Genomic DNA, 22886 nt, shown 5'->3' with positions numbered 1-22886 from the left:
ATCCCGGGGATGCTGCGCCGCTACACCAGCACCGGCTCGGCGAACCCCGCGGGTCTGCTGCTACGCGCGGTGTTCGTGCAGGGCGTCACCCGCCGGCTGCCGTTGGGTCGGCTCGCCCGGACGGCGGGAGGCGACCGATGAGCACCGACGGCGACGGCGCCGCGGGCCACCGTCCCGACGGGCGTTTCCTACTGACCTTCCTCCATATGTTGTTGGGATTGGCGAAAGCTGGCGCGACGGCGTCTGAGCTGTCGCTTTCAAGCGGACCTTTCAGAGCCCGGACTACCTTACGGACTCACCCGCAGGCACGGGCGCCGCGAACGTACGTACGTACGTGCGATACGCAGGTTCGGTCGGCGCTGCGGGGGTCATCCACTCGGCGGCGGCGGTAGAAGTCGCTCTGGTCGCCCTATGGGGTGCAGAGCTGCGCTCGCAGCGTCTCGTAGGTCCATTGTTCCCATCGCTGGGACGGCCAGCCGCGTTCACGGACGAACAGCAGATAGAGACCTGGGCTCAGGAGCGCGAAGAGGATGTCGGCCACGGTCTCGGCGGTGATGCCGGCCCGTGCTCCTGGTTTGGCGACCAGGGCCTCGGCAGCGGCCATGTGCACTTGGAGCCGGGGTTGCTCCCCGTCCGGCCAGAGCTGCGCGATCTCGGCGTCGGAGGCGCCAGCGGTGGCGACCATGTCGGTGATGGCCGCCACCCTGTGCAGGACTTCACTGGTGCCGCGGACGTGTGCGCGCAGCTGGGCATCGGCGGTCTCGGACGCTATGGCCTCACGAAACCAGGGCCGGTTCATGGTGGCGATCGGTTCGTCATCGCCGGCGATCGTCACATCGACGAGTTCCTTGAGCAGTTTGCGCTTGTTGCCGAACACGAAGTAGATGGTCTGGATCGCGACCCCTGCGCGGTCGGCGACCTCCTGCAAGTTCGTCGCGCCGTACCCGTTGGCGACGAACAGATCGTGCGCGGCGTCGAGGATGCGTCGCCGTGTGTCCGCCGCCCGCTGGGTCTGCTTCGTCGCTCTCTTGACATCGGCCATGGCTGTAGCGTACCTCTAGAAGCGTTCGCTAGAGATGACTTCTAGAGATTGGTTATCACATGTCGGTGATCACCCTCACCCGATTCACGATCGAACCCGGTGTCGCTGGCGCGCTCCGGGCCCGGCACGCCGAGTTGGTTGCTGCGATCCGCTCAGTGGCTCCGGGCCTTCGCGAGGCGCACCTTGGCAGCGTCGACGAGCAGACCTGGGTCGGCATCTGGCGGTGGGAGTCCGCCGAGCATCTGCAGACGGCCCGGCGGATGGCGCCGGACCTTCCGGAGAGCGCGGCGGCATTCGCGCTGGCCATCGCGGTGACCGCGGATGATGTGGCCGTCGTCGATGAGCGCTGACCCGGTGCACGGCGACCTCGCGATCGAAGCGACCGGTCTGGTCAAGGTCCTCGGTGCCCACCGCGTCGTGGACGGGCTGGATCTGGCGGTACCCGCCGGCGGTGTGTTCGGCCTCCTCGGCCCGAACGGGGCTGGCAAGACCACCACCGCCCGCGTCCTGGCCACTCTGTTACAGCCGGACGACGGCACCGCCCGGGTGTTCGGTCACGACGTCGTGCGCGGGGCCGACCGGGTCCGCGACCGGATCAGCCTGACCGGCCAGTTCGCCACGATCGACGGGGAACTCACCGCGTTGGAGAACCTCACGATCCTCGCCCGACTCCTCGGCTTCGGCAGGGCCCGCGCCCGGAGTCGCGCCGAGGAACTCCTCGATGGATTCGGGCTCACCGAGGCCGCCGGCACCACCGTCAAGACACACTCGGGCGGCATGCGGCGCCGGCTGGACATCGCCGCCAGCATTATCGTCACCCCGGACCTGCTGTTCCTGGACGAGCCGACCACGGGCCTGGATCCGCGCAGCCGCAACCAGGTGTGGAGCATCGTGCGCGCCCTCGTCCGCGAGGGCACTACCGTGCTGCTCACCACGCAGTACCTCGATGAGGCCGACCAGCTCGCCGACCAGCTCGCCGTCGTCGACCGCGGCCGGATCATCGCGGCGGGCACACCCGCCCAGCTCAAGGCGTCGGTGGGCGCTGGCATCGTCCAGGTCCAGGTCCTCGACCCCGGCCGCCGGGCGGAGGCCGCGCGCCTGCTGACCGACGTGCTCGGCGTCGCGGTCCAGACCGATGCGGACGACGGGCTGCTCTCGGCCCGCGTCGACGACCCCGCGCGTGCCTCGCTCGCGATCGGCGGCCTGATCCGGGCTGGCATTGACCTCACCACGTTCGCACTCGGCCAACCCAGCCTCGACGAGGCGTTCCTGGCCCTCACCGGGCCCAGCAGCCAAGCCAACACCGAGGCCGGGAAGAAGGCAGCATGACCACTGCATCGACAACATTGGACCCGATTGACCCCGCCCTCAACGACGCCATATCAACCCCGCCGCGGCCGCCGCGGGCCAGCCCCGTATCGGCGTCGCTGACGTTCGCCCGGCGCGCCCTGCTGAAGATCAAGCACGTACCCGAACAACTCGCCGACGCGATCATGATCCCGGTGCTGTTCACCGTCATGTTCACCTACCTGTTCGGCGGCGCCATGGCCGGCTCAACCGACGAATACCTGCAGTTCCTGCTCCCGGGCACCATGGTCTTCGCGGTCCTGCTCGTCACCGTCTACGCGGGCGTCAACCTCAGGACCGACGTCGCAACCGGCGTTGTCGACCGCTTCCGGTCCATGCCGATCTGGCGGCCGGCCCTCATCGTCGGCGGCCTGATCAGCGACGCTGGCCGGAATTTGCTGGCCGCTGGGCTCGTCCTCGGTCTTGGACTGCTCATGGGCTTCCGGCCCGAGGGCGGTGCCGCCGGGGTCCTCCTGGCCGTCGCGCTGGTCCTGGCATTCGCGTTCGGCCTGTCCTGGGTTTGGGCGACGCTCGGACTGGTCCTGCGGACGCCGAGCGCCATCTCGGCGGTGAGCTTCCTCGTCCAGTTCCCGCTCACCTTCGCCAGCAACGTGTTCGTGGACCCGCAGACCATGCCCGGATGGCTGCGAGCGTTCGTCGAGGTCAACCCGGTCAGCCTGCTCGTCGACGCCGTCAGAGGGCTCATGCACGGCACCGCCGAACCCAACCAGATCGGCGTCGTGCTCCTCACCGCGGTCCTGCTCGTGGCGATCTTCGGTCCGTTGACCATGCGCCTGTACCGAACCCGGACATGACCACCGGCCGCTTGCCGCGACGGCACCCGTAGTAAGGAACCACCGATGCAGACCCGCCTTCACCTGACCGCCGCCGCGACCGCCGTCACGACCACCGTGCTGTTCATCCTCGCGGCGATCAGCACGACGCTGCTCGACACACACCGGACCGCCGACGTCCGGCAGGCCATGCTGTGGGGACTATTCGTCCTCGTCCCCGCCCTGGTGACCACCGCAGCGACCGGATTCGGCGTGGCCGGCACCTCAGCCGATCCGAGGATCACGGCCAAGAAACGCCGCATGTCGTTCATCGCCGGTATCGGGCTGCTCTTGCTGACTCCTGCCGCGTTCACCCTGCACCAGCTCGCATCGCACGGCAATTTCGGCGCACCGTACTTCATGGTCCAGACGATCGAAGTACTCGCCGCCGCGACCAGCCTCGCCCTGATGGCAGGCAACCTCCGCGATGGCCTGCGACTCACCGCACGTCGCTGACCGCTCCTCACCACCGGCCACCCGCCTGGCCGGATTCTCCCCGAAGGACAGACCATGCACTTCGTCGTGCAACCGATCGGCACCGTTCATAACAGCCGTACAGACATCGCCGTCACCGATCACTGGGCAGCGGTGACCAGCATCATCACGGTAAACCCTCGGTTCGGTGACGACTGCCTGCTCGGGCTGGCCGACTTCTCACACGTCGACGTCTTCTTCGTCTTCGACCGAGTGGCCGAACGGCCCGACTACCAACCCCGCCCGTCACGCGGCCGCACGGACCTGCCGTCGGTCGGCGTCTTCGCCGACCGCGGACCCCACAGACCCAACCGCATCGGCATGACCACCTGCACGATCACATCGGTGAACGCCCGGAACTCGAAGTGCTCGGCCTCGACGCCGTAACCGGCACACCTGTCATCGACCTGAAACCAACGATGATCAAGTTCCAACCCACCAACGTCCGGCAACCCACATGGGTCGCAAGCCTCATGGACAGGTACTTCCTGCCATACGACCCTGGCTGGACCTGGTCATCTCAGACACCTACGACCGGTTCGGTGGGACCAACCTGCACGACCGAGTGATATCCATCGTGCGCAGCCACGCCACCGGCGCGCAGGTCACCATCGCCATCACCGAGTCCCTCGCCGCCCGCTAAACGACAAACACTTCCGCCTCGGTCCGGGGCGGCGTCGCACCGCCGACGCCGCCCCGAACCACCCGACACTCAGCCGCTCTGGCACTACGATTGCCCGCCCACATCCACCAGTCTGGCGAGCTTCGCCAGACACTGCGCATCGCACTGAGCCTTCCGCGTAACGGTGTGAGTGCGGCGGGTAGCTGCCCTGGCGGTCGGTGCAGACACGCCCGAAACCGTTGCGGTGCAAGGGAAAGACGCAGAACCCCGGTCTGAAGTGGTCCTCTCATAGATCAACTTCAGTAGGGGCCCTGCGTCGCCATGAGTGACACATACACCGCCGAGCTGTCCGTGCGCGAGGAGACCGTGTTGTTCCTGTCCGGGCTCCTGCACGGGCAACGGCAGCGGCTCGGGACCCGTACCGGGACGCGGTCGCTGAGCTGCTTCAAGCAGGCGATCCTGGTGATCCGCTGGTTCCTTGACGGCACTCGGGTCAAGCAGTTGACCATCGACAACCAGGTCAGCCCATCGACCGGCTACGCCTACCTGCACGAGGGCATCCGGGGTCCTCGCCGCGCACGCGCCGGGCCTGGAATCGGTGCTGCTGGCGGCAAAGATGGCCGGCTACGCCCACGTGAACATCGACGGGACCCTGATCGAGACCGACCGGTGTCGCACCCCCGGACCGACGCCGGGAGTGGACCTGTGGTGATCCGGCAAACACGACAACCACGGCGGCAACGTGCAGGTCATCACCGCCCCGGACGGGTGGCCGCTGTGGACCTCACCAGTGCGTCCCGGCCGGGAACACGACACCACCGCCCTGCGCGAACACGACATCCTGCCCCTGCTGAGCACCTGGACCGACGACCAGCGGCGAGTGCTCGGTGACCTCGGCTACGAAGGCGACGCCGACACGATCACGACCGCGTTCAAGAAGCCGAAGAACGGCTCCTGCACCAGCGTGCAGCAGCAGTTCAACAAGGCTCACAACGGCGTCCGTGCCATCGGCGAACGCGGCAACTCCCTGCTCAAGACCACCTTCAAAGCGCCACGCAACGTCAGCCTGTGCCCCTGGAACATCGGCAGGATCACCCCGGCAGCCCTCGTACTCCTACACGTCGACCAAAACCGCACAACGTGATCACTCAGCGCCACAACCCGTTACGCGGAAAGGCTCACTGAGCTGCCGCGCTGCCGCAGACAATGCGCGCCGGTGCTGGCGCGTCCGTAACCCCGGTAGCCGTCACCGTGGCGCATCCCGGTGCGGGGACGCCCGGATTTGTCGAGTTGAGTGCATGGGATTGCCCGAACAATGGCGTTGCGTCCACTTGGCGACGCGATATTTTACCGGCGTGGAGATCGTGACTCGCACCGATCGGCCCGAGCTGCACGAGGCAGCGGCCGTCGTGTTCCGAGAACGCTGGCCAGAGTTCATTTTCCACGACGACGTGCCGAAGAGATACATGGGCCGAGTCGAGGAGTACTTCGCGCGATACGACGTGATGGTGCTCGATGAGGGTTCGGTCGTCGCCGGCGGCTGGGGAGTGCCGATGGCCTGGGATGGCACCGCCAACGACCTGCCGTCCGGCTACGACGACGCGTTGATCCGTGCGGTGGAAAACCGAGAAGCGGGCATCGAGCCCACAACCCTGAGCTTCATGGCGGTCGCCGTGGGCTCATCGCACGACAAGCGCGGCATGGCCGGTGTCGTGCTTGACGAGCTGGCGCGACGAGCGCACAGCGACGGCCTCGCGCACGTGGTCGCTCCGCTTCGGCCGACGTGGAAGCACCGTTACCCGATGGTGTCGATGGCCGAGTACGCCGGATGGACCCGCCCGGACGGACTCTCTATCGATCCGTGGATCCGCACCCACCAACGCATGGGAGCCCGTGTGCTCTGTCCAGCTCAGAGGTCCATGGTGATTGAAGGAAGCGTCGCTGATTGGGAGAGCTGGGCGGACATGGTGTTTCCGGTCACCCGGGAATATGTGGTCCCCGGTGCACTCAACCTCGTGCTGATCGATCGAGAACGGGACCGCGGCGTATATGTCGAGGAAAACCTGTGGGTTCAGCACAGCTGACCTCGGCGTCGGTACCGCAACCGGGCTGCCTGCACCCGACAGCCAAACGGCGCTGACCGCACACATCTGCCGCGGACAACGCGCGGGATGGGCGGCCTTCCAGCAGGGAGCCCTTTCAGCTCCGCCAGTTCCTCGTACGTCGGCACGCCCTGAATCGTAAGACGCCGATCCCCGACGGTCTCGCCCCTGAGCGCAGGTCGGTACGGCAGCCGGCTCCTCGCGCCGACGTTCACTCTTCAAGTAGCCGCGATTCGTGCGGTTGCAGTTCAGCGATGTGGCCCGACTCGAACGGTGCTGCCACCCCTGGATTCAGTGACGCGCGCCGCGCGCGTTGGGCAGGCCGACCTCCAAGCGTAGTTTCTGCTGCCGACGGCGATGGGCGCGCCTATCGCGCGGTCAGCCGACGTACGCCCGCGGCTACTGCCCGGAGACGGTCACCACCGCTCCACGAGGTGTTCGCGGCCCTGCGGCGGATCGTACGGTTCGGGCCAATAGTCGACGACCCGGCTGATCAGTCCACGCTCGGATACGTCGAGCCAGACACACGCATCCTGCTGCTCGACACCTACCCGGACGTCGAGCCACAGGGCAGCCACCCGGCTGTCCGCAACTACCCGTCGCACCCGCATATGCCAATCACCGGGATACTCGATGTTGAACTGCAGGAACGCATCCTTGCCGCGAATGCGCTCCCGAGTCTGCGGCATCTCGTAGACCACATCGTCGGTGAGCAGGCCTGCCAACCCGGGCCAGTCGCGGCGTTCCAAACGATCGACGTAGTCGTGCGCAGTCTGCCGGGTCATGGCGGTGTCGTTCACAGCGTGGACTCTACCGTCGATCAGCGACATCCTCGACGGCCGCCAAGGTCCGAACGTCAACGAGCCAATCGGAGCTCGCACTGGTGGTAGGCGCTTCGGGCTCGGCGTTCATCCGCTCATGCCGCCGTCCGAGCGCATAGCGTCGGCCACCTCGGTACGTCCGTGGCAAGTGTCTGGTGCGCCCTGGTCAGTCGACCATTACGGCGAAGACCGACGACACCGGCACCGGCCCGGCACACCGGGAGTCGTTCGACCGGGCGCGGCTATCGCCCATGACGAAGACGGAGTCGGCCGGCACGGTAACCGCGGCGAACCGGCGCGGCCCGCAGTAGTTCGGGTTCGGCGGCTCGTCGAGCGAGGCGTCCTCCGCCACATACGGCTCGGCCAGCGGCTTACCGTCGACCGTCACATTGCCCGAGGTGTCGCAGCAGGCGATGGTCTCACCGCCGACCGCGACGACGCGTTTGAGCAGCGGCGCCTTACGGTCACCCCAGAGCCCGCCGGGGGAACGGATCAGGACGACATCGCCGCGCCGTGCCTCATACATGCCGGTTACTGTCCGTGCGGTGACAACCTGACCGGCCTTGACCGTCGGCTCCATGCTGACCCCGCCTTGGGTGAACTGTTCGGTGGCTCCCGTCTCGGTCACGTCACCGTCGCCGCAGCCGGCAACAGCCATCACGAGAAGGAGCACCATCAGTCTGCGCATCCGACGGATCCTGCCAGAATAGGCGGTGCCACGCGGTCCGCCGGGCGCGGCGCTACCCGGCACTGCTGCCCCAAGGTCCACATGCGCTGTCATGCCGCGATCCGCACGCTACGCGGGGTTACGTGACCGCTCGCGGCTCGCGGGGCCGTAGTGTGGCCCTCCGGCAGCCGGCGGCGGTTCAGCCGTGATGATGGTGGCTCGGCAGCGTGCGGGGCACCGACGCTTCGGTGCCGGGCTCCACGATGACGAACTGGCCCATCATGCCCTCGTCCTCGTGCCGGAGAATGTGGCAGTGGTACATGTAGGGCGTCTTCGGGTCGGTGTGGTGCCCGAACTGCACGGCGAGCCGCACCGTCGACGTGCGAGGGATGAACACCGTGTCCTTCGGGCCCTGCAGGTATGCCGGCGGCTGCCTCCCGTTGATGTCCAGGACGCGGAATGCCACCTCGTGGATGTGGAAGTTGTGGGAGTAGACAGGGTTCTGGACGTGCCAGATTTCGGTTGCTCCCGCGGGCACCACCTCATCGATGCGGGTCATGTCCATTTCCCGCCCGTTGATCGCATCGCTGCCACTGAGCTTGAACTTGCGCTCCCGAGCGCCGACGGGTGCCTCGATGCGCGGGCTCGCGGCCAGCCGCTGCGGCAGCGACGGCCCTGGCTTGAGCTGGTCCGCCGCGACGAACTTCAGCAGCTCGTAGTCCCCTTCGTCGATGCCGTTGTCGCCGGCGAGGCTGCGCAGCACGACCTGGTCGCGTGGTTCGAACTCGACCAGGACCTCCAGCCGCTCACCTGGACTCAGCTGCACGCGGTCGACCGCCACCGGCGCCGCCAACAGGCCGGCGTCGGTGCCGATGACGTGGAACCGTCGCCGGTCGGCAAACTCGACGTTGTACATTCGCGCGTTGGAGCCATTGAGGATGCGCAGCCGCACCAGCGTCGTGGTCACTTCGAAGAAGGGGTCGTAGACCCCGTTGACCAGGATCTGGTCGCCGATGAGGCCCCACGTCGGCTTATAGTTTTCCTGCAGCACGCCGTTCGCGTCGAGGATCTTGTCCTGCAGGATGAGCGGGACGTCGTCCACCCCGTAAGTCGAAGGCAGGCCCAGTGCGGCCGTCGCCGGGTCATCGACGAGAAAGAGGCCCGCCAGTCCGCGGTACACGTGCTTGGCGGTGTTGCCGTGGGGATGCGGGTGGTACCAGGAGGTAGCGGCCGGCTGGTCGATCGTCCAGTGCGGGGACCAGGTGGCGCCCGGTTGGATCATCTGGTGCGGGCCGCCGTCCATCACCGCGGGCAGCCGCATGCCGTGCCAGTGGACCGTGCTCGGCTCGCCGAGCTGGTTGTGCACGCGCATCGCGACGCGGTCGCCACGCGTGGCGCGGATCGTCGGGCCGAGGAAGGCGCCGTTGAAACCCCACGTCGTAGTCGGCTTGCCCGGGAGCAACTCCACCTGCCCGGCCCGCATAGTCAACGAAAACTGCTTCGTGCCGTCCGCCGCAACGGCCGGCTCCAGCAACGGCGGCACCCTTAGCCGATTGGCGAAGGTCAGCCTGCCGGAGTTTCCCTTCGAACCCGCACCGGGGCTACCGCATCCGGCGAGTGCGGCCAGTCCGGCGAACACAAGAAGATCACGACGCTTCACACGGATGATCATTCCCGGCCCGACGGAGCGCTACAACGGGGATCCAACCCGGATGGCACCCTGACAGTCCGATGCGGTAAGCCCTACTGGGTCCGCCGCCTCCCAAGATCAGGTATACGCATCTGCTTCCATTTTTGGGGTGGTCTGGGCGCGGCTGACCACTGCGAGAGCGGGAGGCAACGGGCGGACCCCGAGAAGGAACTGTCAACCAGCCGATTCCATCAAGCTGCTACCACTGCCCGTTGCCGGTCTGCTCCCCTCACCGACGACACCCATACGATTGGGGTCATCTGGCCGGAGCGGGCCCGTCTCGCCGGCAAGGCAGGAGTCGGACGTCGACGCGGCGACCGGCTGCAGCGCCAGCGTTCCCTGGTCCAGACGGGTGAGGGTCTCGTCGAGCGTTGTCGGCTCACCGCGACGGGGCCGTGAGCCGCCGTACTCATACACCGGCCGGGGTCTCGGTGGGGACCAGGTCCGACGTGTCCTTGGTGAGGCAGGTGGTTCCGTCCGGGCCGGCCGGTGGCACCGGTCGGTATCCCTCGCTGCGGTAGAGGCCGATGTTCCGCTGGCTGTTCGCGCCGGTGAACAGCAGGATGCGGCGGCAGTCCGGTTCGGCGGCGGCTTCGGCGGCGCGTAGCAGCCACCGGCCCAGCCCGTGACCGCGCAGGTCGGGCACGACGGCGAGCCGACCCACGTGCCAGTCGGTGTCGACGCGCCGGACCCGCACCATGCCCAACAGTCGGCCGTCCAGCCAGAGGCCCGTGGCGTGCCACGTCGCCAGCCAGTCGCGTACCTCCTCCAGCGACTCGTGCAGGGCCGGTATGGCCATGGTGTCGTTGGCGACGGCTTCGTCCACCCAGCAGCACCGCTGCAACACGGTGACCTCGGGCGCGTCGTCGGGGGTCAGCCGCCGCAGGTAGGACCCTGGCAACGGTCCGGACCGCGTCCCGGCCCGTGCGCGTTCGCGCAGTGGCCGTAGGGCGTGGGCGACCCGGGCCAGTTCGTCCAGCAGCCCGACACCCGCCGTGTCGCGGGCCGTGTCGGGCCGCAGCCGCCCGTTGTCCATTGCGTCACCGAGGCGGATCGCCACCGTGGCGCCCAACGGAACCAGCCGCAGCGTGGTCACCACCTGCTTGGCATGCTGAACCGACCGGGTGCCCGCCGACGTGTGGCCATAGCTGACGAAACCGACCGGCTTCCACGCCCATTCGCGGCTGAGGTAGTCCAGTGCGTTCTTCAGCGTCGCCGGCATCCCGTAGTTGTACTCGGGCGTGACCGCGATGAATCCGTCCGCCGCGTCGACGATCGCACTCCACCGACGGGTGTGCTCATGCCGGTAGGCGCCCGACGACGGATGGTCCTCCTCGTCGAGGAACGGCAGGTTCAGATCGCCGAGGGCCACCGGCACCAGCTCGACGCCGAGTTCCACGGCACGAGGGCCAATCGTCTGGGTCAGCCACTGCCCCACCAGGGGGCCGACGGCGCCCGGACGGGTGCTGCAAACCAGCACAAGAACACGAACCGATTTCGTTAACATGGAAACGAAGTCTAGGTGCTAGGTTGATTACATGTCAACGAGTGAACCCGCCGGGACCGTACGCTGGTTGAGCCCTGACGAGGAGAGAGCGTGGCGGGCCTTCCTGCGCGTGGTGGTCGCCGTTCAGGCCGGCACGGCGCGCGACCTGGCCACGGTCGGGCTCTCCGAACCCGACTACGAGGTGTTGAGCACCCTGTCGGAGCGCCCCGGCCACACCAGCAGCCTGGGGGAACAGGCCGACAAGATGGGCTGGTCACGCAGCCGGCTGTCCCGGCACGCCAGCCGGATGGAGGCACGCGGTCTCCTGAGACGCACACCCGACCCGAGCGACGGCAGAGGCTGCTTCCTCGTGCTCACCACCGAAGGTCGGGCCGCACTCGAAAACGCCGCACCGGCCCACGTCGAGTCGGTACGACGCCACTTCATCGACCGGCTCGCCGCAGCAGATCTCATCGCCATCGAACAGATCGCCCGCAAGCTGGAAGACCCCCGACCCGGCGACGATCGACCGAGGGCGTGAGCGCGATCCCGACGTCGCCGAGCGGATCCGACGGGTGGACCGGGCCCACAAGGCCAATCCGTGCCCACTGCCCTCAAGGCTGCCGGCAACGACGAGGAAACCGCCGCCTGTGCCGCACTGCGCCGACAGCGGCTGGGTGGCTGGTCAGCCACCCGATGAGCTGCGACGTTCCCATAGGAACGGCGACGATGTGCCGCACCTCAATGGACAATCCAGGGAGGAAGTCACGGACGTTGACCGCTCACCGTGAGCACAGGGACCGCGGGATTCTGCCACCTCCGGCACGACGGGGAGTGGCCGTCCTGGCGGTCGCTGCCCTGCTGCCGTACACGGTGCTGAAGCTACCGGAATGCGGGCCAGTGCTTCGCCCTTCAGGGCGCGGGTGAAGGCCCCGCGCGGGAGGGCCGTCAGGCCCGAGCGTGCCATTGACCGTGGTAAGGTCGCACCGGTCTCCGGTGATAACCAAGCCGGAGCCCGACGTACCACCGTCGCCGCAGGGCTTGCGGAGACGAAAAACGCTTGTGGAGCGGACGTAAGACCGGGGCAATCTCCGGCGGATCGCGGTGAAGCAGGAACCCACCCGGGCGTTGCGCGTTCCGTGCGCAGCGCGGAGGGAATCTCCGCCATTCATGGCGGTAGAGGAAGTCAATGTGGCTGGGCGGTTCCCAGATCGGGATGGTCGCCGGTTCCGGCCCCGGTCACATGCAGGACGCCCCGATGGAGATCGGTAACGTCATCACGGTCATCCTGGCCGCGATCGGCGTGGTCGTCGTCCTCGCACTCACTGGGCGCTGGGGCCAGCGGCTGCCCTGGTGGACCCTGGTCATCCCGGCAGCCGTAGCGACCGGCGCGCTCGCCCCGATCGCACTCGGCCTCCCGATCGGGGCGCTGCTCCAGGCGCTCCTCCAGGGCAGCGTGCGATCCGGCGGAGAGGGCAACCTGACCAGTTGGGTGTTCGCCCTCGTCTACGGCGGCTTCGCGGTCTTCGGCATCACGCTCGCGGTGCTGTTCGCCGGCCCGCCGCGTCAACGGTGGGCGCGCGTTCTCACGGTGACCGCCTTCATTCTGTTCGCGGGCGCCATGCTGTTCTGGGCCTTCGTGTCCGAGCCGATGGGACTGGCCGGGTGGAAGTCGATCGCGCAACGCGCCGTCCTGGTCGTCGTGGCACTGCTCAGCCTGCTCGGCTGCGCCGCGCTGCTCCCTCCGGGTGACCGCCCCGGACACCGGCTGCGGTGGACGCTCGGCTGGATCGGCTGTTGCACCGCGGCAGTCCAGGGACCGGTCATGCTCCTGCTCGCCAACGACGCCGCGATCAACCCCGTGCTCCTCGCGGTGACACTCGTTGCCACACCGGGCGCGGCCTGGCTCGGACATTCCGCGATCCACCGCACGGCCTGTGCCGTCTCCGCGTCGAACGCGCGTTGACGAGGGGCGCTGCCGGAGAAACATGACATCCGACCCACGAGAACGGCAGTAGACCGCCATTCATGCCTTATTGGGGCTGACCAGTCCTGTCTGGTAGGCGATGACAACCAGTTGCGCGCGGTCGCGCGCACCCAGTTTCGCCATCGCGTGGCTGACATGGGTGCGCGCGGTGGCCGGGCTGAGAAACAACTCGGCACCGATCTCGTTGTTGCTCAGGCCCTTTCCCACCAGGGCTAGCACCTCGCGCTCGCGCTGGGTCAGCACCGCGAGCCGGTCCTGTCCGGCCTGGGCGGCTGTCCGTTGCGCGGTGAACTGGCCGATGAGGCGTCGGGTGATCCGCGGCGCGAGCAGCGCGTCGCCGGCGGCGACCACCCGGATGGCATGCAGGAGCTCGGCTGGTCCGGCGTCTTTGAGCAGGAAGCCGCTGGCGCCGGCCTGTAACGCCTCGAAGACGTACTCGTCGGTGTCGTAGGTGGTGAGGATGAGGACGTGGACCCGTTCCAACCCGTGCGTCTCGGCGATCCGGGCGGTGGCTTGGATCCCGTCCAGCTTCGGCATGCGGATGTCCATGAGGACGACGTCAGGGCGGGTGGCGCGGGCCCGCTCGACGGCTTCCGCGCCGTTGGTGGCTTCTCCCACCACCGCGATGTCCTCTTCCAGGTCGAGCAGGACCCTGAACCCGGATCGTACGAGGCCCTCGTCGTCGGCGAGCAGCACCTTGATCGGAGCGTTGGACAGCGGGGACGCGGCCGCTGCGTTCATAGCCGCGACCCGGTCGGCGCGAGGGGCAGCCGGGCCCTGACTTCGAACCCTCCGCCCGGAATCGGCTTGGCGTCGAAGTCTCCGCCCAGCAGTTGACAGCGCTCGCGCATTCCGAGGATCCCGCGGCCGGGCTGGACCGAGCTGCCGGTGCTCGGCGCACTCTGGGCCGGTAGGTGCCGGTCCGTGCGGTCATGACCCGGGGCGGCACGCCGGCCCTCATCGGTCACGCGGATCTCCAAGGCGTCGATCCCTGGCTCCAGCGCTACCGTCACCCTGGTCGGGCCGACGTGGCGGATCACGTTGGTGATGGATTCCTGCAGGATTCGGTAGGCAGCACTGCCCACCGCACTCGGCAACGGCGTCGCGGGCGGGCCCTCCTCGATGTTGATGTCGAGTCCGGCACAGCGTGCCTTGGCGGCGAGTTCGTCGATCTGTCCAAGCCCGGGGTACGGCACACGGCCATTGTCGTCGTCCCGGAGTACCCCGAGGATGGCCCGCATCTCTCGCAGCGCCCGGGAGCTGGTCTGCTCGATGGCGCGCAGTGCCTCGCGCGCCACTTCCGGCCTCTTGTCGAGGACGTGCGCGGTGACACCGGACTGGACGTTGATGATCGCTATGGCGTGCGCGACAGTGTCGTGGACCTCACGCGCGATCCGCAACCGTTCGGCGTCGACCCGCGCCCGCGCTTCCTCCTCGCGAGTCCGTTCAGCCAGCTCAGCACGCTCCTGAGCTTCGGCTGCGATGACCCGTCGAGATCGGACGGACTCGCCGAGGGCTGCGCTCATGACCGAGGCGCCGATCCGGAAGAACACCCAGCCGATGGCGGCGCGTGGCTGGTCGGCCGCGGCAACCAGCCACGCGGCCGTGAGCACCGTGCTCCCCACACCGGCGATCACCAGCGACCGGCGGCCGTCACCGTATGCGGCGAGGGTGTACAGGGCGACGAAGAGCCCGAGCCAGCCAGGCCCGTCCGGAAAGTCGAGACCGTAATACACCAGGCTGGCGAGCGCGGCGGTGACGAACACCGCAACCGGCCACCGCCGGCGCAGGGCCACGGCCAGGCCGCTGACCACCAGCAGCGCGAGTCCAAGACTCCCGAGGTCGGTGAACGGACGCGGTGCCCCCTCGGCGGCGGCGCGGGCGACCGTGCCCTGCACCTGCATCACGGTGACGAAGAGCGCGAGCGCCACGTCTTGTGCCACCACACGCGGGGGGAACGACGCGGTGTGGTGTTCCATGCCCGTGATCCTACGTTCTCGCGCACGGACAACGCTGCGCCCAGGCGCGTGACCTGCTACGCCGACGGGAGCAGCGACACACGAGCCGTCTACGCCCAATTGCGTAGACGCTGCCATCCGCTGTCCGAGGCGACCGCGGCCTCGCTGACGCGACGATCGCAGCCATGAACCCTCACCTACCCCGAGGAGCGCGCCATGCGTAGATTCTTCGTCGGCCTGGCGACCCTGCAGATGGTGGTCATCGTCACGCAGTTCTTCCTGGCCGCCAGCGGCGCATTCTCCACGGCAGCCAACGATGAGTCCTTCCAGCCGCACCGCGCACTGGGCGGCGGAATCGTCCTGATCACGGTCCTGGTGACCGTCGTCGCCGCGATGGCCCGGATGCCCGGGCGGCTCATCGGGATGAGTGGCCTGGTCGCCGGGCTCGCGGTTGTCCAGTTCGTCATCAAGGCGATCGCCACAGCGCTCGACGGCGCCGGCGGCAGCACGACCGCCGGCGAGCTCGTCTTCGGTTTGCACGCGGTCAACGGGCTCGCCATCGTGGCAGTGACCGGGATGATCATCCGTCAGTCCGGGCGGCTGTCCGGGCCGGCCACACCCACGCGACAGGTGCCATGACCACCGGACTGTGGATCATCCTGGACCATGTCGTCGCGCTGCTGAGCATCGCCATGTGGTTCGCGGCCGGCGTCACACTAGCGCTGCGGCGCCCCCGGCTGGCGCTCGCCGCCCTCGTCGCGGCGATGCTCGTAACGCTTGTCCGGGGCGTCACCGTGACGATACTTGCCGGCCAGGGCTGGTGGTTCGTACAGGAGAAGGTGCTTTTGGGACTGCCGATGCTCGGGGCCGCAGCGGCCGCTGCCGTGCTGCTCGCCGGCCCGCAGCTGCTCGCGGCGAGGCGCGGGCGAGGCGACGGCAGTTCTCCGGCCGCCGTGGTCTCGGTGCTCGGCGCGGCCTACGCGGCGCTGGCCGGTCTTGTGGTGACCTTCCTGGTCGGGTACCCACTCACCTTGACCGCGGCCTTGATCACGATCTCGCTTGTGTGCGCCGGCGCGTTGCTGACCGCACGAGTGGTCACGTCTCCCGCTGACAGCACCGCCGATGCGGGCGTCGCGCAGGCGCCGGAGGGCGGACGCACGATCTCGCGCCGCCGGTTCATCGGCTGGACCGGTGGCGCGGTCGCGGTGACCGCAGCCGGTGCCGGCACCGGGCTGTCGTTCCTCCCCGCCGAATCGGTGACCTTGGGAGGCGGCGCCGGACGCTCTGCCCGATCGGCGGTGTCGGTGGCCGACCTACGGGGCTCCCGCTCACCGGCACCGGGGGGCATCGTGCGGCGGCACGTGCTCACCGCGAAGAAGGCCACCGTACGGCTGGCGTCCGGACGCGAGATCGAGGCGTGGACCTACAACGGCGAGGTCCCGGGTCCGGCGATCACCGCGACCCAGGGTGACCTGATCGAAGTCCGGCTGCACAACGCCGACATCGAGGGTGGCGTGACCCTGCACTGGCACGGCTACGACGTACCGTGCGGCGAGGACGGCGTGCCGGGTGTGACCCAGATGGCCGTGGGACCCGGTGCGGAATTCGTCTACCGGTTCCGCGCCGACCAGGCGGGCACCTACTGGTATCACACCCATCACGCATCCCACATCGGCGTACGCAAAGGACTGTACGGTGCGCTGGTCGTCAATCCGCGCGGCGGACAGCGAGCCGACGAGCACTCCGCGGCGGAGCAGGTGGACCTGACCCTGCCCGTGCACACCTTCGACGGCACCGTGGTGATCGCCGGCAAGGACGGCCGAACGGAACACCCCGCGCCACCGGGTACACCCGTGCGGCTGAGATTGATCAACACTGACTCGGAGCCGCACCGGATCGTCCTCGCCGGAACCCCGTTCCGGGTGGCGGCCATCGACGGGCGAGACCTCAACCAGCCTGGCGAGGTCCGCGACGTCAGCCTGCACCTGCCCGCGGGAGGACGATACGACCTGGTGTTCGCAATGCCGGACACGTCCGTGGCACTCGTCGTCGACGACGATCGTGACGGCGGACTGCGCCTGCGCCCACGTGGCGACGCCTCTGGTGGAGTGCCCGTCGAGGACACGTCCGACCTGCCGTTGCTGGATCTGCTGCGGTATGGGGCCCCGGCCGCCGTACCGTTCGACGCCCGCAAGGCCGACCGGCACTTCACCATGGTCCTCGACCGCGGAGTGGCCATGGTCGACGGCCGACCGGCGTATGCGCACACCGTCAACGGCCGGGGTCACCCCTCCATCCCCGACCAGCTCGTTGCCGAAGGCGACATCGTCCGGTTCACCGTCGTCAACCGAAGCCTGGAAACGCACCCCTGGCACCTGCACGGCCATCCCGTGCTGATCCTGTCCAGGGACGGGACGCCGTCGACGGGCAGTCCGTTGTGGGTGGACACCTTCGACGTCCGGCCGGGTGAGACCTGGGAAGCCGCGTTCCGTGCCACGAATCCCGGGATCTGGATGAATCATTGCCACAACCTGCCCCACGCGGAGCAGGGCATGATGCTGCAACTCCGCTACGACGGCGTCACGACGCCGTTCAGCGGCTCGCGCGGCGGGGCCGCTGGCCATGTCCACTGATCCAGCCCGGGCCGCTCGCCAGCCGGCTGGGTGCGCGGACGATCTCAAGTCGAACCTCCTTGCCCTGGTTTGCCGGCACAGCCGGGCCATCATCGACACCGAACTGCATCGGCTGGCCCGTCGAGCCCCGTCCCTCTCCCCTGCCGACCTGGACGTCGTCAACACGATGCTGAAGGAGCTAGCCGAGGCGGCGATTCTCGCGCCGTTGCGAAGCGCACCACGGGACGCATCGCATGTGCTGGTGCGGATTTTCGGCTCGGGAATGAACGCCGACCAGACGAGAACGGAAACAACCGGTTCACGGCGATTGGCACCGATGACACCGGCCGGGCGCCGCCGTGATGGTCCTTGATCCGCTTGTCCGGCAACGAGATAGGACTGCCGGCCGCACAGCCATGAAACCTGCGGTGAACACGGTCGAATGGATGTCCCGCGCCTTTTTGATCCCTAGCTTCGGCTACCGGCAACGAATCACGAGCTGGGTGCAACGCTCAACGATCTGAGGAGAAGATGATGACAACCGAGACTCCCCGTACGGATGGAGCTCTCGCGCAACTGGCCCGGTTCTGTTACCGGCGCCGTCGACTGGTCCTCCTGACCTGGATCGTCGGCGTCATGGCGGTGGCGTTCGTCGGCTTCGGCTACGGCGCCGCCTCCGACAACGACTACTCCGGTGGAGACTCCCATTCCGCCAGGGCGCAGGCTCTGATCGAGAAGCACTTCCCCGAGCAGCAAGGGGACACGCTGACTCTTGCGATCAAGGCGGAGAAGGGGATCGACGACCCCGCCGCCCGGCAAAAGATCGAAAAGGTTCTCGCCGATCTCGACGCCTCACCCATTACCGGGCCGGTGATCTCGCCGTACGAGGACGAGCATCTGGTGACGGCGGATCGTCGGATCGCCCGTACGACCATCCCGCTGACCGACAAGGATGTGGACAAGACCGAGGTCAAGCCCCTGGTGGACACGGTCAAGGACGCTTCCGCTGACGGCGTGACGCTGGGCCTGGGCGGGGACAAAGCGGAGAAGGCGGAAACGCCTGCGCAGGGTTCGGCTGAGGGTGTGGGCCTCCTGACGGCAGCGGTGATCTTGTTCATCGCCTTCGGGTCGCTGGTGGCGATGGGCCTGCCGCTCGTGACCGGACTGATGGCGGTCCTCGGCGGCATCGCCCTGATGAAGCTCGTGGGGCACGTGGTCCCCTCGCCGGATTTCACTGTGCTCGTCTGCTCGTTGATCGGACTCGGTGTCGGCATCGACTACGCACTGTTCATTCTGACCCGCTACAGGGACAGCCTGCGGGACGGCGACGAGCCCGAGAGCGCCACGGTCAGGGCCATCACTACCGCGGGCCACGCGGTGCTGTTCGCCGGCACGACGGTCGTGATCGCGCTGCTGGGCCTGATCGCCATGGGACAGAAGATGATGACCGGCGTGGCTATCGGCGCATCGGTGACGGTGCTGGTGACGATGGTCGCCGCGGTGACCCTGCTGCCGGCGTTCCTGGGCTTCATCGGCCACAAGATCGACTCGCTGCGCCTGCCCCGTCGCACGTCCCGCGGGCATGCGGCCGACGGTGTCCCGACGCGGGAGCGCCGTACTCCCGCCGAGCGCTGGGCCGGGGTCGTCCAGCGCAAGCCGCTGGTCGCCGCCGTCCTGGCCGGCGCGATCCTGCTGGCGCTGGCCGCCCCCGCGCTGTCGATGCGGCTGGGCCTGCCCGACGCCAGCGTCCAGCCCCACGATCGGAGCAGCTACACCTCGTACGAGATCCTCTCCGAGGGCTTCGGCCCGGGTTACGGCGCACCTCTGATCTTCGCCACCGCGGTCGACTCCACGGGCGCCGATCTGCGTGCCGTCGGCGTAGCGGTCAGGCAGACCGAGGGCATCGCCTACGCCACGCAACCCCGGATCAGCAAGGACGGACAGGCCGCCATCTTCATGGCCTTTCCCACGACCGGACGCCAGGATGAGGCGACCGCGGACCTGGTACACAAGCTCCGCGACGACGTGCTGCCCGAGGCGGCCGGAGGCGAAGCGGTCTACATCGGCGGCCCGAACGCCGGCGCGATCGACTTCGCCGAGGACACCGGCTCGCGCCTGCCGTTGATGATCACGGTCGTCATCGCGCTGTCCCTGGTGCTGCTGGTCGTGCTGGTCCGGTCGGTCACGATCGCGCTGCAGGCCGCCGTGATGAACCTGCTGTCGATCGGCGCCGCCTACGGCGTGCTGGTCGCCGTCGTGCAGTGGGGATGGCTCGGCTCGGTTCTCGGGTTCCCCACCGAGATGCCGGTCACGACCTGGGTGCCGATGATGATGTTCCCGCTCCTGTTCGGCCTGTCGATGGACTACGAGGTCTTCCTGATCTCGCGCATCCGTGAGGAGTACGAGCGCACCGGCGACACCCGCACGGCCGTCACTCGCGGGCTGGCGCGGACCGCCAAGGTGATCACGGCCGCGGCCGCCATCATGATCGCCATCTTCACGACCGCCCTGCTCGGCCCCGACGTCTCGGTCAAGCAGATCGGTCTGGGCATGGCTGTCGCCGTGCTCGTCGACGCCACCATCATCCGGATGATCCTCGTGCCGGCGGTGATGGAGCTGTGCGGCAAGGCCAACTGGTGGATGCCCGGACGCCGGGCACCGAAGGCGACCTCAGCCGCACTGGCCGAGGTCGGGCAGGGGGCCAGAGTCTGACCCTTGCTCGAGCCAGAGTGCGGGGAACCTGCGATCGGGCCGGTTCCCCGCACTCTCTTGCGAAGCTCCGCCGCCAGGCGGCGGCACCGCCGCCCGGCGCGCACCGCCTCAGTCGCTCGGCCTCCGCAGATCCTTGGCGGACTGCACCTGCTTTGGCAACACCGGGAGCGGAAACACAGGGCCGACCGTGGAGTCCGGCATGCTCTCAGGGCTCGCAGATCAATAACCAGATCCCGACCGTGGGAGGCGTCGTTGTGGTATGGACTCGCCGGACCCGCGCAAACAGGCGATGAGCATCGAAAGTGCGCGCAGTCTGCCGAAGGGCATCTCGCAGCTCATGGACGGCTACCACGAGTAAATTCGGCCGGATCCGAAATCCGCGCGTTGATCCTCTGCAAGCCCTAGGTTGATTTGGGAGGGTCATGACCGAAATTGATCGCGCGGAGGACATCGTGGTTAACGGTTCGACGCAGCACCATGGCTCCATCGGGACCGCGTCACAGCACGGCGTCCCGGCGGAGGTGGACGTAGCAATCGTCGGCTCTGGCGGGGCAGGGCTGATGGCAGCGCTCAGCGCCGCGAAGCAAGGGGCACGCGTCCTCGTTGTGGAGTCCCAGCCGATCGTCGGTGGCGCTACCGGAATCTCTGCGGGTGCGGCCTGGATCCCGAATCATGGTTTTTCGACAAAGGATCTACGGGTGAGCGACGACCTGGACAAGGCTCGGCGCTACATCTATGGCGAGGGCCGCGACAGGGTTCTTGACCCTGAGCTGGTGGAGAAGTTCCTGGAGACGGGGCCGCACGTCGCCCGATTCATAGAAGAGCACACCTCTTTCGGGTGGATCCCGACGCTCTGGCCGGACTACCGCTCCGACATCGACGGCGCGTCGGTCGGACGGGCCCTTTTCCCCGGCCCCTACTCCCCCGAGGGATTGGGGGAGGCCGCCTCGTTCGTGCGACCGGCCCTGACGACTGGCATGGCCAGGAATCCGCTCCCGTTCTGGCTGCTCGGTGGGATCAGTAGTGATGTCGTGTGGCTCGCCGGACCAGCGTTGGTCGGCGCCCTGCTCGAGGCGGTTCTGGGTAACGGCGTCGACGTGCGCGTCCAAGCGCCCGCGGTCCGGCTCATCACCGATGAGTCGGGGGTGCGGGGCGTCGTCGTACAGGATGACGACGGCGTCGAGCGCACGGTTCGTGCCACCAAGGGCGTCGTGCTGGCCAGCGGCGGGTTCGAGGGATCGACCGACCTGACCACGAGCCAGCTCCACGCACCCTTCGCAGCGCAGGTTTCGCCGCAGGGGCATGAGGGCATCGCGGTGCAGCTGGCCCGGGACGTGGGCGCCGATCTGACGGGAATGCAGGACGCCTGGTGGATGCCCGCGGTGCAGGTGCCCGGCGAGACACTGGAGGGCCGCCCACTCAGTCGGGTGTTCCTGGGTGAGCGTGCGCTGCCGCACAGCATCATGGTGAACCATCAGGGTGAGCGCTTCGCGAACGAGGCCCTCCCCTACGACCAGCTCGGCAAGATCATGCGCGAGGTGGACCCAAAGACGGGCACCCTGCCGAACGCCACGGCGTGGCTGATCTTCGACCACAACTACTGGACGAAGTTCGGCATCTTCGGCATTACGCCCGGCGGGCCGGTGCCCGACTACATCCACCGTGCTGACACGCTGGCCGGGTTGGCGGCTCAGATCGGGGTCGACGAGGTGGGGCTACTCCGGACCGTCGACCGGTTCAATCCCGAGGCCGGACGAGGTCGCGACCCGTACTTCGACCGCGGTGGCACGTTGTTCGATCGGTACTTCGGCGCCTTCTACCCCCGGCTGAGCAAGAGGTCCCCCGACGCGCTATTCCCAGCCGCCACCGCGAAGGCGCGGATGTTCATCGCAAAGGCAGTCGGACCGATCGTGAGCAACCTGGCGGCACGTGCGGCGAAGAAGAACGACCCTGAACGCCTGCGCTCCCTCGTGGTCGGGCCCATGACGAAGATCGTACGACCGGTCCTGAAGAGCCCGAGGTCAAGCGTCCTAGGGCCCATCAACACCCCGCCGTACTACGCGCTCAAGGTTGAGGCCAGCGCGCTCGGCACTGTGGGTGGGCCGAAGACTGACGCACACGGGCACGCGCTGAACACCGACGGCAAGGTCATCCCAGGCCTGTACGCCGCCGGCAATGCAGGAGGCGCACCAACGAAGGGGTTCTACGGGGGCGCCGGAGGGACGATCTCGCTGGGGCTGGTGTTCGGCTACCTAGCGGGACAGGAGGCAGCCCGGCGGCAGAACGTTTCTTGAGCCATCTCGTCTTCGACTGTGACCTCTCAGTGCAGGCGATGGCGAGGGCGGCGACGATGCGCCACCCGTAGCGCCCGCCGACCGTGGGGTCGGCGGGCGCCGTTGTGGTGGTGGTCATCAGCTGGCGCAGCAGCCGCCGGTCTGCCCGGGTTCCACAGATCAGGTGGTTGGCTAGTCCGCGAGAAGGTGGGTTGAGCTGGGAAAACGTGGTTTGGTCCGGTGGCGGGGCGTGTCACTAG

Annotated in this window: 21 protein-coding genes and 1 pseudogene; 15 read left to right on the top strand and 7 right to left on the bottom strand. The window is 68.0% G+C overall.

Translation table 11 applies throughout. From position 1 onward, the window contains the following. Window positions 1-409: 409 nt before the first annotated feature. A complete protein-coding gene (locus tag AB0H57_RS30425) occupies window positions 410-1042 on the bottom strand; it encodes a helix-turn-helix domain-containing protein (RefSeq protein WP_357512118.1) in 633 nt (210 codons plus the stop codon). A 65-nt stretch (window positions 1043-1107) separates the two neighbouring features. Here AB0H57_RS30425 and AB0H57_RS30420 point away from each other — a divergent pair, with 65 nt between their 5' ends. From AB0H57_RS30420 to AB0H57_RS30385, 8 genes and pseudogenes are all read left to right on the top strand, one after another. Further along, complete coding sequence (locus AB0H57_RS30420) at window positions 1108-1392, top strand: antibiotic biosynthesis monooxygenase (protein WP_357512117.1); 285 nt, start codon at window positions 1108-1110, stop codon at window positions 1390-1392. After that, window positions 1382-2371 (top strand): ATP-binding cassette domain-containing protein, encoded by a 990-nt coding sequence (locus AB0H57_RS30415; RefSeq protein ID WP_357512116.1) that lies wholly within the window; start codon window positions 1382-1384, stop codon window positions 2369-2371. The genes AB0H57_RS30420 and AB0H57_RS30415 overlap by 11 nt, the downstream gene beginning before the upstream one ends. Beyond that, window positions 2368-3204 carry an ABC transporter permease gene (locus AB0H57_RS30410; protein WP_357512115.1) on the top strand — a complete coding sequence of 279 codons (837 nt, stop codon included), beginning with the start codon at window positions 2368-2370 and terminating at the stop codon, window positions 3202-3204. Before AB0H57_RS30415 ends, AB0H57_RS30410 begins: the two co-directional genes overlap by 4 nt. Before the next feature lie 45 nt (window positions 3205-3249). Beyond that, a complete protein-coding gene (locus AB0H57_RS30405; protein WP_357512114.1) occupies window positions 3250-3678 on the top strand; it encodes a hypothetical protein in 429 nt (142 codons plus the stop codon). A 54-nt stretch (window positions 3679-3732) separates the two neighbouring features. Further along, the gene (locus AB0H57_RS30400; protein ID WP_357512113.1) at window positions 3733-4083 is read left to right on the top strand and encodes a TrmO family methyltransferase; all 351 of its coding nucleotides are present in this window, start codon (window positions 3733-3735) and stop codon (window positions 4081-4083) included. A 70-nt stretch (window positions 4084-4153) separates the two neighbouring features. Continuing rightward, the gene (locus AB0H57_RS30395; protein WP_357512112.1) at window positions 4154-4339 is read left to right on the top strand and encodes a hypothetical protein; all 186 of its coding nucleotides are present in this window, start codon (window positions 4154-4156) and stop codon (window positions 4337-4339) included. Between the two features lie 300 nt (window positions 4340-4639). Beyond that, a pseudogene (locus AB0H57_RS30390) lies at window positions 4640-5462 on the top strand (transposase family protein). Between the two features lie 211 nt (window positions 5463-5673). After that, the gene (locus AB0H57_RS30385; RefSeq protein WP_357512111.1) at window positions 5674-6402 is read left to right on the top strand and encodes a hypothetical protein; all 729 of its coding nucleotides are present in this window, start codon (window positions 5674-5676) and stop codon (window positions 6400-6402) included. A 434-nt stretch (window positions 6403-6836) separates the two neighbouring features. Here the strand turns inward: AB0H57_RS30385 and AB0H57_RS30380 are convergent, their stop codons facing one another. The 4 genes from AB0H57_RS30380 to AB0H57_RS30365 form a co-directional block, all read right to left on the bottom strand. Then, a complete protein-coding gene (locus AB0H57_RS30380; RefSeq protein ID WP_357512110.1) occupies window positions 6837-7250 on the bottom strand; it encodes a nuclear transport factor 2 family protein in 414 nt (137 codons plus the stop codon). A gap of 157 nt (window positions 7251-7407) precedes the next feature. After that, the gene (lepB, locus tag AB0H57_RS30375; RefSeq protein ID WP_357512109.1) at window positions 7408-7929 is read right to left on the bottom strand and encodes a signal peptidase I; all 522 of its coding nucleotides are present in this window, start codon (window positions 7927-7929) and stop codon (window positions 7408-7410) included. 178 nt (window positions 7930-8107) lie between these two features. Beyond that, window positions 8108-9568, bottom strand: a complete 1461-nt coding sequence (locus AB0H57_RS30370) for a multicopper oxidase domain-containing protein (protein WP_357512108.1) — start codon at window positions 9566-9568, stop codon at window positions 8108-8110. A gap of 439 nt (window positions 9569-10007) precedes the next feature. Continuing rightward, on the bottom strand, window positions 10008-11105 hold the full coding sequence (locus tag AB0H57_RS30365) for a GNAT family N-acetyltransferase (RefSeq protein WP_357512107.1): 1098 nt from the start codon (window positions 11103-11105) through the stop codon (window positions 10008-10010). 31 nt (window positions 11106-11136) lie between these two features. Between AB0H57_RS30365 and AB0H57_RS30360 the strand changes: the two genes are divergently transcribed. Further along, on the top strand, window positions 11137-11625 hold the full coding sequence (locus tag AB0H57_RS30360) for a MarR family winged helix-turn-helix transcriptional regulator (RefSeq protein ID WP_357512106.1): 489 nt from the start codon (window positions 11137-11139) through the stop codon (window positions 11623-11625). 717 nt (window positions 11626-12342) lie between these two features. Next, window positions 12343-13050 carry a hypothetical protein gene (locus tag AB0H57_RS30355; protein ID WP_357512105.1) on the top strand — a complete coding sequence of 236 codons (708 nt, stop codon included), beginning with the start codon at window positions 12343-12345 and terminating at the stop codon, window positions 13048-13050. Between the two features lie 60 nt (window positions 13051-13110). Here the strand turns inward: AB0H57_RS30355 and AB0H57_RS30350 are convergent, their stop codons facing one another. Both AB0H57_RS30350 and AB0H57_RS30345 read right to left on the bottom strand, forming a co-directional pair. Then, entirely contained in the window at window positions 13111-13812 is a 702-nt protein-coding gene (locus AB0H57_RS30350) for a response regulator transcription factor (RefSeq protein ID WP_357512104.1), read from the bottom strand. Further along, window positions 13809-15050 carry a sensor histidine kinase gene (locus tag AB0H57_RS30345; RefSeq protein ID WP_357512103.1) on the bottom strand — a complete coding sequence of 414 codons (1242 nt, stop codon included), beginning with the start codon at window positions 15048-15050 and terminating at the stop codon, window positions 13809-13811. Before AB0H57_RS30345 ends, AB0H57_RS30350 begins: the two co-directional genes overlap by 4 nt. 231 nt (window positions 15051-15281) lie before the next feature. Between AB0H57_RS30345 and AB0H57_RS30340 the strand changes: the two genes are divergently transcribed. The 5 genes from AB0H57_RS30340 to AB0H57_RS30320 all read left to right on the top strand — a co-directional run bounded on the left by AB0H57_RS30340 (window position 15282) and on the right by AB0H57_RS30320 (window position 22647). Then, window positions 15282-15668 carry a DUF6220 domain-containing protein gene (locus AB0H57_RS30340; RefSeq protein ID WP_357512102.1) on the top strand — a complete coding sequence of 129 codons (387 nt, stop codon included), beginning with the start codon at window positions 15282-15284 and terminating at the stop codon, window positions 15666-15668. Continuing rightward, entirely contained in the window at window positions 15665-17662 is a 1998-nt protein-coding gene (locus AB0H57_RS30335; protein ID WP_357512101.1) for a multicopper oxidase family protein, read from the top strand. The genes AB0H57_RS30340 and AB0H57_RS30335 overlap by 4 nt, the downstream gene beginning before the upstream one ends. Further along, window positions 17652-18014, top strand: a complete 363-nt coding sequence (locus tag AB0H57_RS30330) for a hypothetical protein (protein WP_357512100.1) — start codon at window positions 17652-17654, stop codon at window positions 18012-18014. The genes AB0H57_RS30335 and AB0H57_RS30330 overlap by 11 nt, the downstream gene beginning before the upstream one ends. Window positions 18015-18277: 263 nt before the next feature. Beyond that, window positions 18278-20353 carry an MMPL family transporter gene (locus tag AB0H57_RS30325; protein ID WP_357512099.1) on the top strand — a complete coding sequence of 692 codons (2076 nt, stop codon included), beginning with the start codon at window positions 18278-18280 and terminating at the stop codon, window positions 20351-20353. Window positions 20354-20775: 422 nt separating this feature from the next. Continuing rightward, window positions 20776-22647: an FAD-dependent oxidoreductase gene (locus tag AB0H57_RS30320; RefSeq protein WP_357512098.1), complete on the top strand. Its 1872-nt coding sequence runs from the start codon at window positions 20776-20778 to the stop codon at window positions 22645-22647. The last annotated feature ends 239 nt before the right edge of the window (window positions 22648-22886 follow it).

Origin of the sequence: Micromonospora sp. NPDC050686 (assembly GCF_040654475.1) — a bacterium.
Lineage (GTDB): Bacteria > Actinomycetota > Actinomycetes > Mycobacteriales > Micromonosporaceae > Micromonospora.
The sequence above is the reverse complement of the archived record's forward strand: the minus strand, read 5'-3'. Positions and strand labels throughout refer to the sequence as shown.

Coding starts and splice junctions, on each gene's coding strand:
- AB0H57_RS30325 (WP_357512099.1), top strand. CDS start 18,278: ATGGCGGTGGCGTTCGTCGGCTTCGGCTACGGCGCCGCCTCCGACAAC.
- AB0H57_RS30365 (WP_357512107.1), bottom strand. CDS start 11,105: ATGTTAACGAAATCGGTTCGTGTTCTTGTGCTGGTTTGCAGCACCCGT.
- AB0H57_RS30400 (WP_357512113.1), top strand. CDS start 3,733: ATGCACTTCGTCGTGCAACCGATCGGCACCGTTCATAACAGCCGTACA.
- AB0H57_RS30330 (WP_357512100.1), top strand. CDS start 17,652: ATGTCCACTGATCCAGCCCGGGCCGCTCGCCAGCCGGCTGGGTGCGCG.
- lepB (WP_357512109.1), bottom strand. CDS start 7,929: ATGCGCAGACTGATGGTGCTCCTTCTCGTGATGGCTGTTGCCGGCTGC.
- AB0H57_RS30345 (WP_357512103.1), bottom strand. CDS start 15,050: ATGGAACACCACACCGCGTCGTTCCCCCCGCGTGTGGTGGCACAAGAC.
- AB0H57_RS30380 (WP_357512110.1), bottom strand. CDS start 7,250: ATGTCGCTGATCGACGGTAGAGTCCACGCTGTGAACGACACCGCCATG.
- AB0H57_RS30335 (WP_357512101.1), top strand. CDS start 15,665: ATGACCACCGGACTGTGGATCATCCTGGACCATGTCGTCGCGCTGCTG.
- AB0H57_RS30355 (WP_357512105.1), top strand. CDS start 12,343: ATGGAGATCGGTAACGTCATCACGGTCATCCTGGCCGCGATCGGCGTG.
- AB0H57_RS30405 (WP_357512114.1), top strand. CDS start 3,250: ATGCAGACCCGCCTTCACCTGACCGCCGCCGCGACCGCCGTCACGACC.
- AB0H57_RS30395 (WP_357512112.1), top strand. CDS start 4,154: ATGGGTCGCAAGCCTCATGGACAGGTACTTCCTGCCATACGACCCTGG.
- AB0H57_RS30320 (WP_357512098.1), top strand. CDS start 20,776: ATGACCGAAATTGATCGCGCGGAGGACATCGTGGTTAACGGTTCGACG.
- AB0H57_RS30360 (WP_357512106.1), top strand. CDS start 11,137: ATGTCAACGAGTGAACCCGCCGGGACCGTACGCTGGTTGAGCCCTGAC.
- AB0H57_RS30415 (WP_357512116.1), top strand. CDS start 1,382: ATGAGCGCTGACCCGGTGCACGGCGACCTCGCGATCGAAGCGACCGGT.
- AB0H57_RS30425 (WP_357512118.1), bottom strand. CDS start 1,042: ATGGCCGATGTCAAGAGAGCGACGAAGCAGACCCAGCGGGCGGCGGAC.
- AB0H57_RS30340 (WP_357512102.1), top strand. CDS start 15,282: ATGGTGGTCATCGTCACGCAGTTCTTCCTGGCCGCCAGCGGCGCATTC.
- AB0H57_RS30350 (WP_357512104.1), bottom strand. CDS start 13,812: ATGAACGCAGCGGCCGCGTCCCCGCTGTCCAACGCTCCGATCAAGGTG.
- AB0H57_RS30410 (WP_357512115.1), top strand. CDS start 2,368: ATGACCACTGCATCGACAACATTGGACCCGATTGACCCCGCCCTCAAC.